This is a genomic window from Methylobacterium sp. SD274 (assembly GCF_017355285.1).
In the GTDB taxonomy this organism is placed as follows: Bacteria; Pseudomonadota; Alphaproteobacteria; order Rhizobiales; family Beijerinckiaceae; genus Methylobacterium.
Map to the genome: position 1 here is coordinate 105,180 of NZ_JADIJP010000016.1, position 8,587 is coordinate 113,766.

Annotated in this window: 10 protein-coding genes; 1 reads left to right on the forward strand and 9 read right to left on the reverse strand. The window is 68.2% G+C overall.

Annotated features, from left to right (window positions below):
• Positions 1–2: 2 nt before the first annotated feature.
• The 6 genes from IPV08_RS15025 to IPV08_RS15050 form a co-directional block, all read right to left on the reverse strand.
• Complete coding sequence (locus IPV08_RS15025) at positions 3–326, reverse strand: YnfA family protein (protein ID WP_207412440.1); 324 nt, start codon at positions 324–326, stop codon at positions 3–5.
• A gap of 49 nt (positions 327–375) precedes the next feature.
• Positions 376–1,878 carry a TIGR01777 family oxidoreductase gene (locus IPV08_RS15030; RefSeq protein WP_207412429.1) on the reverse strand — a complete coding sequence of 501 codons (1,503 nt, stop codon included), beginning with the start codon at positions 1,876–1,878 and terminating at the stop codon, positions 376–378.
• Between the two features lie 25 nt (positions 1,879–1,903).
• On the reverse strand, positions 1,904–2,539 hold the full coding sequence (locus tag IPV08_RS15035; RefSeq protein ID WP_207412441.1) for a DUF4166 domain-containing protein: 636 nt from the start codon (positions 2,537–2,539) through the stop codon (positions 1,904–1,906).
• 86 nt (positions 2,540–2,625) lie between these two features.
• Positions 2,626–3,186 (reverse strand): MarR family transcriptional regulator, encoded by a 561-nt coding sequence (locus IPV08_RS15040; RefSeq protein WP_056429788.1) that lies wholly within the window; start codon positions 3,184–3,186, stop codon positions 2,626–2,628.
• A gap of 69 nt (positions 3,187–3,255) precedes the next feature.
• On the reverse strand, positions 3,256–4,293 hold the full coding sequence (locus tag IPV08_RS15045) for an aldose epimerase family protein (protein WP_207412430.1): 1,038 nt from the start codon (positions 4,291–4,293) through the stop codon (positions 3,256–3,258).
• 56 nt (positions 4,294–4,349) lie between these two features.
• A complete protein-coding gene (locus tag IPV08_RS15050; protein ID WP_207412442.1) occupies positions 4,350–6,128 on the reverse strand; it encodes an ABC transporter transmembrane domain-containing protein in 1,779 nt (592 codons plus the stop codon).
• A 198-nt stretch (positions 6,129–6,326) separates the two neighbouring features.
• Here IPV08_RS15050 and IPV08_RS15055 point away from each other — a divergent pair, with 198 nt between their 5' ends.
• A complete protein-coding gene (locus tag IPV08_RS15055) occupies positions 6,327–7,244 on the forward strand; it encodes a zinc ABC transporter substrate-binding protein (protein ID WP_246747966.1) in 918 nt (305 codons plus the stop codon).
• Positions 7,245–7,274: 30 nt separating this feature from the next.
• On the opposite strand, the gene IPV08_RS15060 is transcribed toward IPV08_RS15055, so the two are convergent.
• The 3 genes from IPV08_RS15060 to pgsA form a co-directional block, all read right to left on the reverse strand.
• The gene (locus IPV08_RS15060; protein ID WP_207412432.1) at positions 7,275–7,703 is read right to left on the reverse strand and encodes a GNAT family acetyltransferase; all 429 of its coding nucleotides are present in this window, start codon (positions 7,701–7,703) and stop codon (positions 7,275–7,277) included.
• 36 nt (positions 7,704–7,739) lie between these two features.
• A complete protein-coding gene (moaD, locus tag IPV08_RS15065; protein WP_207412443.1) occupies positions 7,740–7,991 on the reverse strand; it encodes a molybdopterin converting factor subunit 1 in 252 nt (83 codons plus the stop codon).
• Between the two features lie 31 nt (positions 7,992–8,022).
• Positions 8,023–8,587 (reverse strand): CDP-diacylglycerol--glycerol-3-phosphate 3-phosphatidyltransferase (gene pgsA / locus IPV08_RS15070; RefSeq protein WP_246747967.1); only part of this gene is annotated, 565 nt, incomplete at its 5' end.

Here is an 8,587-nt window from a genome sequence, read left to right on the forward strand (position 1 = left end):
CGTCAGGCGCGCGGCGCGAACAGGATGATCCCGGTGCCGACGAGGCAGATCGCGGCACCGGTCATATCCCACCGGTCCGGCCTCTGGCTCTCGGCGAGCCACAGCCACAGGATGGAGGCGGCGATGTAGACGCCGCCATAGGCGGCATAGGCCCGGCCCGCCGCGTCGCTCTCCACCCTGGTGAGCAGCACGGCGAAGAGGACGAGGGACGCCACGCCCGGCAGGGCCCACCAGGCCGACCGGCCGAGTCGCAGCCAGGCCCAGAAGGCGAAGCACCCGGCGATCTCGGCCAAAGCGGCGCCGGTATAGACGAGGGCGGTGATCAGGGGTTCGCTCCATCACGAAGGGGGACCGTGCGCCGCGTTCCCATGCCGGTCATTCTCTCAGCGGGATGACGGCCCGCGAGGGCCGGGCCTCCGCCTCCCGCCCGACATTCCGGCCCAGAATGGATCCGAGTGCCGAATCCAGCCGGGCATGCCGGAAGGCGAACCCGCTGGCGAGCGCTTTCTCGGGCAGCACCCTCTGCCCGCCCAGGAGCATCTCCTCGGCGAAGTCGCCGCCCAGCCAGCGCAGGAGCCGCGCCGGAAGCGGGAAGATTGCCGGGCGGTGGAGCTGCCGCGCCAGGGATGCGGCGAAATCGGCATTGCGGACCGGCTCCGGCGCGGTGGCGTTCACCGGTCCCGCCAAGGTCGGCGTCGCGATGGCGTGGCAGATCAGGCGGACGAGGTCGTCGCGGGAAATCCACGACATCCATTGCCGCCCGGAGCCGATCCGTCCCCCGAGGCCGAACTCGAACGGCATGAGAAGTCGCGCGAGGAGGCCGCCCTCGATTCCGAGCACCAGCCCGGTGCGCAGGAGGACGACCCGTGGGCCGAGGGCCGCGATTGCCATCGCCTCCCGCTCCCAGGCCGCGCACACCCTGTGGGTGAAGGCTGGAGCCGCCGGGCTCGATTCGGTGAGGCGGTCATCGCCGCGCAGGCCGTACCATCCGACGGCCGAGCCGCTGACGACCACCGACGGTGCCCTGTCGAGGCGGGCCACCAGTTTGGCGAGCCTCCGAGTTATCCTCAGGCGCGACGCGAGGATCGCGCGGCGCTTGGCGGGCGTCCACGGCCCGTCGGCGATCGGTTCGCCCGCGAGATTCACGATGGCATCGAGCCGCGCGCCGTCCGGCAGTTGGTCGAGGGAGGTGACGATCCGCAACGGCGCGGGCAGTGCCGCGGCTTTCGCCCCGTCACGGGTCAGGACCGTCACCTCGTGGCCGGCCGCCACGAGGCTCGCCACGAGGCGCTGGCCGACGAAGCCGGTGGCGCCTGTCACCAGGATCGCCCGCGCCGGAGCGAGCACGTCCGCGAGCCCGGCCGGCGCGGGCAGGCCCAGGCGCTCGGACCGCCCGGCGGCGAACCAGTCGCGCAGGCCGAAGATCGCGACGGAGAGCGAGGCGGCGAGGGCGAGGGCGCTCCAGGCTCCGTGGCTCACCCAGGCGATGCCCGTGGCCTCCCTGGCCCAGCCGAGCAGCACCGGCAGAATGAGGACGAGGATCGCACCGTAATTCAGCGCCAGGAGGGTGTGGTTCACCCGTTCGGTGGCCGGTAGGCGCCGACTCAGATCCTCCTCGACAAAGTCCATCAGCGTGATGACGACCTCGACGATGAGCACGCCCATGATGGCCCAGGCGAGCAGTCCCTTGGGTTCGGCGAAACCGAGGGTGAGGAAGAGCAGGGCATAGAGCCCGTTGCGCACGGCATGGAGACGCAACTCGCCGCGCTGGGACGGGCGCCAGGCGAGGCGCTCGGTCAGTTCGTGGTGGTAGAGCGTGTCGAAGGCCCCCATGGCGATCTGCACGGCGATCAGCGACCACAGCACTATCGAAGTCATGATGTCGGGTCTCCCCCGTGATGGATCAGGCGTCGACGACGTCGCGGAACTCCGCCTCCTGGCGGATCAGCGTGCCGAACCAGGGATGACGAACGGTGAGGATGAAGGCGAAGCGGTTCGTCCCGGTCTCGCCGTGGGTCACCGTGAGGGTGCCCGGCGTCAGGAAACCGGGAAGCGGCAGACGCCATCCGCCCAGCCGGAGGAAGTAGCGGCGGCTCGAAAAGACCAGCCTGCCGTCGACGACGGAGACATCGAGGCTCATACCGAGACGGCCGCCCACATGCTCTTCGAGGCCGGTGGGCCCGGCGAAGCGCTTGGCCGAATTGACGGTCTGGGGAAATCCGTCCGGCCGCGCGTAGAGCCGCGTCCAGACCTGCCCGCCGCCCGACCGGTCCTCCGTCACGGAGACGACGCTGGCGAGGCCCGTGGCCCGGGAGGTGGGGAGCGGGCCGCCGATGAGGCGGGCGGCTTGTGCCAGGACCCAGCCGAGGCGGCTCATCCGCGTCTCGATCACGGTTCCCACATAGACGGCGCTGGTGCCGGGGCGGAGACGCTTGGTGAAGCGCCGGCGGATCGCGGGCGACAGAGTGGTCCAGTCCTCGTCCGCGATCAGGCTGCGAAAGCGCAGGTCGCGGAGGTCGGCCTCGTGCGCACGGGCCATCACCGGGCTTTCGCCGATGGGAATTGGTGTACGGCTCTTGGAAGGCCCCCTCATCGCCGTCATGGTCATGATCGCGGCTCCCCGGCTCAGCCTTCGGGCTTGGAGGGCAGGAAGCGCACGATCCGGCTGCCGAGGCGGATCAGCTTGGCGAGGGTCGCGTGCGGAACGCCGAGCATCTGGCTGTGCCAGCGATCCATGGTCTCGGTGAATTCGAGCATCGCCTTGAGGCGGCGGGAGGCAACGGCGCCGATGGTCGGATCGCCCTCGGCCTGCGCCACGCAGGTGCGCAGGGCCGCGATCGCCGGATCGATCTCGCGCTCCTTGCGGCCGGCGGCGATGCGCGTGACCATCTCCCACAGGTCGGTCTCGGCGACGAAGTGATCGCGACGCTCGCCCAGCACGGGGACGCGCCGGATCAGGTTCCAACCGGACAGCTCCTTGAGCGACGTCGAGACGTTGGAGCGCGCGATGCCCAGCGTCGCCGCGATCTCCTCCGCTGCCAGGGGCCTGTCCGACAGGTAGAGCAGCGCGTGAATCTGGGCGACGGAACGGTTGACGCCCCATTGCCCGCCGAGATCGCCCCAGTGGAGGATGAAGCGCTCCACCGCCACGGGAAGCTTTTCGGGAATATCTGTAATTTCTGTCATGACAGAAATTACAGACACAAAAGAACCCAAGTCAAGCGACCATCACTTCGGGCGATGACAGGCGGTGTGTCAGTCCGCGCTGAGACGATAGGTCGTCGTCGCGGTGAAGACCTCGCCGGGGCGGAGCGTCGTGGAGGGAAACTCCGCCCGGTTCGGCGCGTCGGGAAACCCCTGCGCCTCGAAACAGACCGCGTCGCCGGCTCGGTACAGGCGCCCGCCGGACCCGATCGCCGTGCCGTCGAGCATGTTGGCGGTGTAGAGTTGCAGGCCCGGCTGGGTGGTGGCGACGTCGAGCCGTCTCCCGCTCGCAGGATCGACGGCGGAGGCCGCATGCCGGAGGGAGCCGGGTTCGCGCAGCACGAAGGTGTGGTCGTAGCCGTGGGCCAGAGCGAGCTGCGAATCCCCGTCGCGGATGCGTGAGCCCAGGGCTTCGGGCTCGCGGAAATCGAAGGCGGTGCCCGCCACGGGTCTGATCTCGCCCGTGGGAATCTGGTCGGCATCGGTGGGGAGGTAATGGTCCGCCGCGATGGCGACCCGATGCTGCATCACGTCACCGGAGCCCTCGCCGGAGAGGTTGAAATAGCTGTGGTTGGTGAGGTTGAGGATGGTCGGCCGGTCGGTCCAGGCCCTGTAATCGATCCGTAGGGTCTGGTCGTCGCTGAGGGAGTAAGCGACTTCCACATCGAGATTGCCGGGGAAGCCCTGTTCACCGTCGATTGAGCGATAGCCGAGTACCACGGTCGTCTCGTCCGCCCGGATCACCCGCCAGACGCGACGGTCGAACCCATTCGTCCCGCCGTGCATGGTGTTGCCACCGACATTGAGCGGCAATTGGTATTCGTGTCCGTCGAGGCTGAAGCGCCCTCCGGCGATGCGGTTGGCGTAGCGTCCGATGATGGCGCCGAAATGCGCGTCGCTGGCCTCGTAGCCCGCGACGTCACGCGCACCGAGGACGACATTGGTCCAGGCTCCCTCGCGGTCGGGCGTATCGATCCGGCTGACCACGCCGCCATAATCGAGGATATCGACCCGCAGGCGAGACCGGGCGAGCTTGTATCGAGTGACGGGGCTCCCATCCTTCGTCCGTCCGAAGGGCTGTCCTGCCATGCCGGCATCCGTTTCACGCGCGAGGATTCGTGACGCTTCAACGCGCGGAATGCGGATCAGGGGGCGGCGGGCTCTTCCGCATCTCCGGACAATTGCATGCGATGCAGACGGGCATAGCCACCCTGCGAGGCCATCAGGGCGTCATGCGTCCCCGTCTCGATGATGCGGCCGGCCTCCATCACCACGATCATGTCGGCATCGCGCACGGTGGAGAGGCGGTGCGCGATGACGAGGGTGGTCCGCCCCTGCATCAGGCGCAGCAGCGCGCCCTGGACCAGCCGCTCGGATTCGGAATCGAGGGCGCTCGTCGCCTCATCCAGAAGCAGGATCGGCGCGTCCTTGAGGAAGGCGCGGGCCAGGGAGATGCGCTGGCGTTCGCCACCGGACAGCCGCCCGCCGGAAGGCCCGACGCGGAACTCGTAGCCCTCCGTCAGCCGGGTGATGAATCCATGCGCTGCGGCGGCCTCCGCAGCCGCCTCGATCTCGGCGAGCGTCGCACCGGGGCGCCCAAACCCGATATTGGCCGCGATGGTATCGTCGAACAGCACCACGTCCTGAGAGACTACCGCCACGGCCGCGCGCAGGGATGGGATCGTCAGGTCGCGCAGATCCGCGCCATCGATGAGAACGCGGCCCCCCGTCACATCGTACAGTCGGGGCACGAGGTTCAGCAGAGACGACTTGCCGGAGCCGGAACGCCCGACCAGGGCGACGGTGGCGCCTGCGGGAACGGTGAGGTCGATGCCCTCCAGCGCCGGCGCATCCTCGCGATATCGGAAGCGGACCTCCTCGAAGCGGATCTCGCCGCCGGTGATGACCAGCGGCACGGCATCGGGCTTTTCACGAATGCGCGGTGCTTCGTCCATCAGGGCGAAGTAGCGATGGAGCGCCGCCCCGGCTTCCTGAAGGATGGCGTTGAGGGTGCCCAAGGCGCGGGCGGGCTGCGCGGCCAGGAGCAAAGCTGCCACGTAACCGGTGAAATCGCCCACCGTGCGGTCACCGGACATGACGCGCTGGCCCACCAGGACCAGCACCGCCGCCACGGCGAAGCCCCCGCCGATCTCCATCAACGGGTCGAGGCGTCCCCGCGCATTGGCCGCCTTCATCTTCAAGCGGCGGACGGTATCGAACGCGCCCGAGGCACGGCCCTTCAGGTAGGATTCCAGCGCGTAGGTCTTGGCGATGCGCGCGCCCTGCAGGCTCTCGGTGATGAGGCTGGCGGTGAGGCCCATCTGCTCCTGCGTGGTGGTGGAGACCCGCCTCAGCTTCTTGCCGATGCGGCCGATGGGGCCGGCGACGAAGGGCACGACCACGCCGGCCACGAGGGTGAGCACCGGGTCCATCCAGAGCAACGCGACCACGAGGGCGATCAGCATCGCGAGATCGCGCAGCAACACGGTGGAGATGCGGGTCAGCGCCTCCTTGATGAAGGCGAAATCCGTGGTGAAGCGCTGGGTGAACGCCGCCGGGCTCTCGCGGCCGAGCTGGGCGAGGTCGGAATCGATGAGGTGGCCGTAGAGCGCCGCCTGCATGTCGGCTTCGACCCGCGTGACGACCCGATTGGTCAGCACCGTCTGCCCGAACAGGGCGAAGCCCCGGATCGAGGTGATGGCGATGACGATGAGCGGTCCGTAGGTGAGGGCCGACGGGTCCTTGTGGTCGAACGCATCGAACGCCCCCTTGATCAGGGCGGGATACAAACCCGTCGCCGCTCCGATGATGGCGATGAGCACCAGCACCACGGCGAGGGTGCCCCGATGCGGCCGCAGCCATTCGCGCCAGACCCGGCCGAGGAGGGGGAGGGTCTCACCCCTCAGAAGCGGCCGACGGGCCATGCTCATCCATTGTCTGTCGCGCGGGGGGCTCCCGGCTCTCGGTCGGGGGTTTGCCGGTCAGAGACCGGAAGATCAAGCGAGGCCATCGGGCTTGGCAATGTGATAGTGTTACATTACACCGCGCGACGGTTCATCTGGTCTGCCCGGTTCCGGGAGCCGATGCGAAGGACGACGGCCATGCGATCGAGACGTCACGCCATGAAGACGGGCCTTTCGGCGTGGGTCGGTATCGCCCTCGCTCTCACGGCCTTCGGCGGGAATGCGGATGCCGCCGAGCCGCTGAAGGCGGTGGCGACCTTCTCGATCCTCGGGGACCTGGTGAAGCAGGTGGGCGGCGACCGCGTCGAGGTCTCGACCCTCGTCGGCCCCGATGCCGACGCACATGGCTACAACCCGGCCCCCGGAGACGCGCGCAAACTCACCGCCGCCAAGCTGGTCGTGGTCAACGGCCTCGGCCTGGAAGGCTGGCTCGACAGACTGATCAAGGCCTCCGGGACGAAGGCGCCCGTCATCGTCGCGACCAAGGGCGTGAAGCCCATCGAGGGTGACGACGACCATGGCGGAGGGCATGCGGGACACGCCCATCACGACGATCCCCATGCCTGGCAGAGCATCGCCAATGTGCGGATCTACATCGGCAACATCAGCGACGGGCTCTCGACCATCGATCCCGAACACGCCGCCGACTACGCAGCCAACGCGAAGGCCTATCTGACGACCCTGGCGGGTTTGGAGACCGACATCCGCGCGGCCATCGCGGCGATTCCCCCCGAACATCGCAAGATCATCACCACGCACGATGCGTTCGGCTATTTCACCGCCGCCTACGGCCTCGACTTCATCGCGCCCCAGGGTGTCTCCACCGACAGCGAGGCGAGCCCGAAGGATGTGGCCCGCATCATCCGGCAGATCCGGCGCGACAAGATCCCGGCCGTCTTCCTCGAGAACGTGGCCGATCCCCGCCTGATGCAGCAGATTTCGCGGGAGAGCGGTGCCGTTGTGGGCGGCAAGGTCTATTCCGACGCCCTGTCGGGTCCCGATGGTCCGGCGGCCACCTACGCGGCGATGATGCGCAGCAATATCGCCGCCTTCAGCGCGGCTCTCGGCAAGAAGTGAGTGCCCGGCGGGGTTTTGGGCCGGAGCCACTCACCCCGCCGTCTCGCCGATGACTTTCTGCAGACAGATCGTCCGGGTGTCCCGGTAGCCGAGATGTTCGTAGAAGTGGCGGATCGCTTCGTTCTCTTCGCGCACGAGAAGCTGAACCTTCCAGACGCCACGCGCGGACAGCCACCGCTCGGCAGCCTCCATGATCGCCCTGCCCAGGCCGAGGTCGCGATACCGCGGGTCGACGGCGACGTAATAGAGCCATCCCCGGTGACCGTCCTCACCCACCATGGCGGTGGCGGCGACGGCCCCCTCGCGCTCGACGACCAGGATGGTCGAGTGCGTATCGCGGCGGGCGAAGGCGATGTCCTTGCCCGCATCGTTCCACGGCCGAGAGATTCCGGCCGCGAGCCATAGGGCCGCGACGCCATCGAAATCGGCGTCCTGGAATTCACGGATCACGGGCGTCATCGCGTGAGGGTCTCCTCGCAGACGATCCGAGGCGGCTCAGCCGCCCGTCATCGGCGGGAAGAACGCGATCTCGGTGGCACCGGCGATGGGCGCATCCGGCTTGGCATGGACGCGGTCGATGGCCGCCCGGACGATGCCGACATTCTCGAACGCGTAGGCATATTCTTCGCCCCTGCCACTCAACCAGGCCACGAGGTCGGCGACCGTCTCGGTCCCGGCGGGCGGGGTCACGACCTCTTCGGCCTTGCCGATGCGTTCTCGCACCCAGGCGAAATAGACGAGCTTCATGGTCTGCCCTTCCGGCTGTGGCATCGGCGGGTCAGCGCGGATCGTCCATCACGTGCCGGATGCCGGCTCTCATATAATCGTAGCCCGTGTAGAGCGTCAGGGCCGCGGCGATCCAGAGCAGGGCCTCTCCGGCGATGACAGTATGGGGGAGGATCGTCTCCCCCGCCTTTCCGGCCACGAGGAAGCCGATCGCCACGAGTTGAAGGGTGGTCTTCCATTTGGCGACGCGGCTGACCGGCACGCTGACCTTCAACTCCGCCAGATATTCGCGCAGGCCCGAGACGAGGATCTCGCGGCACAGGATGACGATGGCCGCCCACAGGCTCCAGTCATGGATCGTCTTGTCGGCCACCAGCATCAGCAGACAGGCGGCGACGAGGAGCTTGTCGGCGATCGGATCGAGCATGCGCCCGAGGGCCGAGCTCTGATCGTAGGTCCGTGCGACGTAGCCGTCGAGATAATCGGTGATGGCGGCCGCGATGAAGACGCCGAGAGCCGCGAACCGTGCCGCATGCTCGTCCGGCCAGTACAGCAGCGCCACGACGACGGGGACGGCGACGAGCCGCCCGTAGGTCAGGCAATTCGCCAGCGTCCAG

Excerpts from the sequence above, each read along its gene's own strand:
- IPV08_RS15030 (WP_207412429.1), bottom strand. The coding sequence starts at position 1,878 with ATGACTTCGATAGTGCTGTGGTCGCTGATCGCCGTGCAGATCGCCATG.
- IPV08_RS15035 (WP_207412441.1), bottom strand. The coding sequence starts at position 2,539 with ATGGCCCGTGCGCACGAGGCCGACCTCCGCGACCTGCGCTTTCGCAGC.
- IPV08_RS15040 (WP_056429788.1), bottom strand. The coding sequence starts at position 3,186 with ATGACAGAAATTACAGATATTCCCGAAAAGCTTCCCGTGGCGGTGGAG.
- IPV08_RS15045 (WP_207412430.1), bottom strand. The coding sequence starts at position 4,293 with ATGGCAGGACAGCCCTTCGGACGGACGAAGGATGGGAGCCCCGTCACT.
- IPV08_RS15050 (WP_207412442.1), bottom strand. The coding sequence starts at position 6,128 with ATGGCCCGTCGGCCGCTTCTGAGGGGTGAGACCCTCCCCCTCCTCGGC.
- IPV08_RS15055 (WP_246747966.1), top strand. The coding sequence starts at position 6,327 with ATGAAGACGGGCCTTTCGGCGTGGGTCGGTATCGCCCTCGCTCTCACG.
- IPV08_RS15060 (WP_207412432.1), bottom strand. The coding sequence starts at position 7,703 with ATGACGCCCGTGATCCGTGAATTCCAGGACGCCGATTTCGATGGCGTC.
- moaD (WP_207412443.1), bottom strand. The coding sequence starts at position 7,991 with ATGAAGCTCGTCTATTTCGCCTGGGTGCGAGAACGCATCGGCAAGGCC.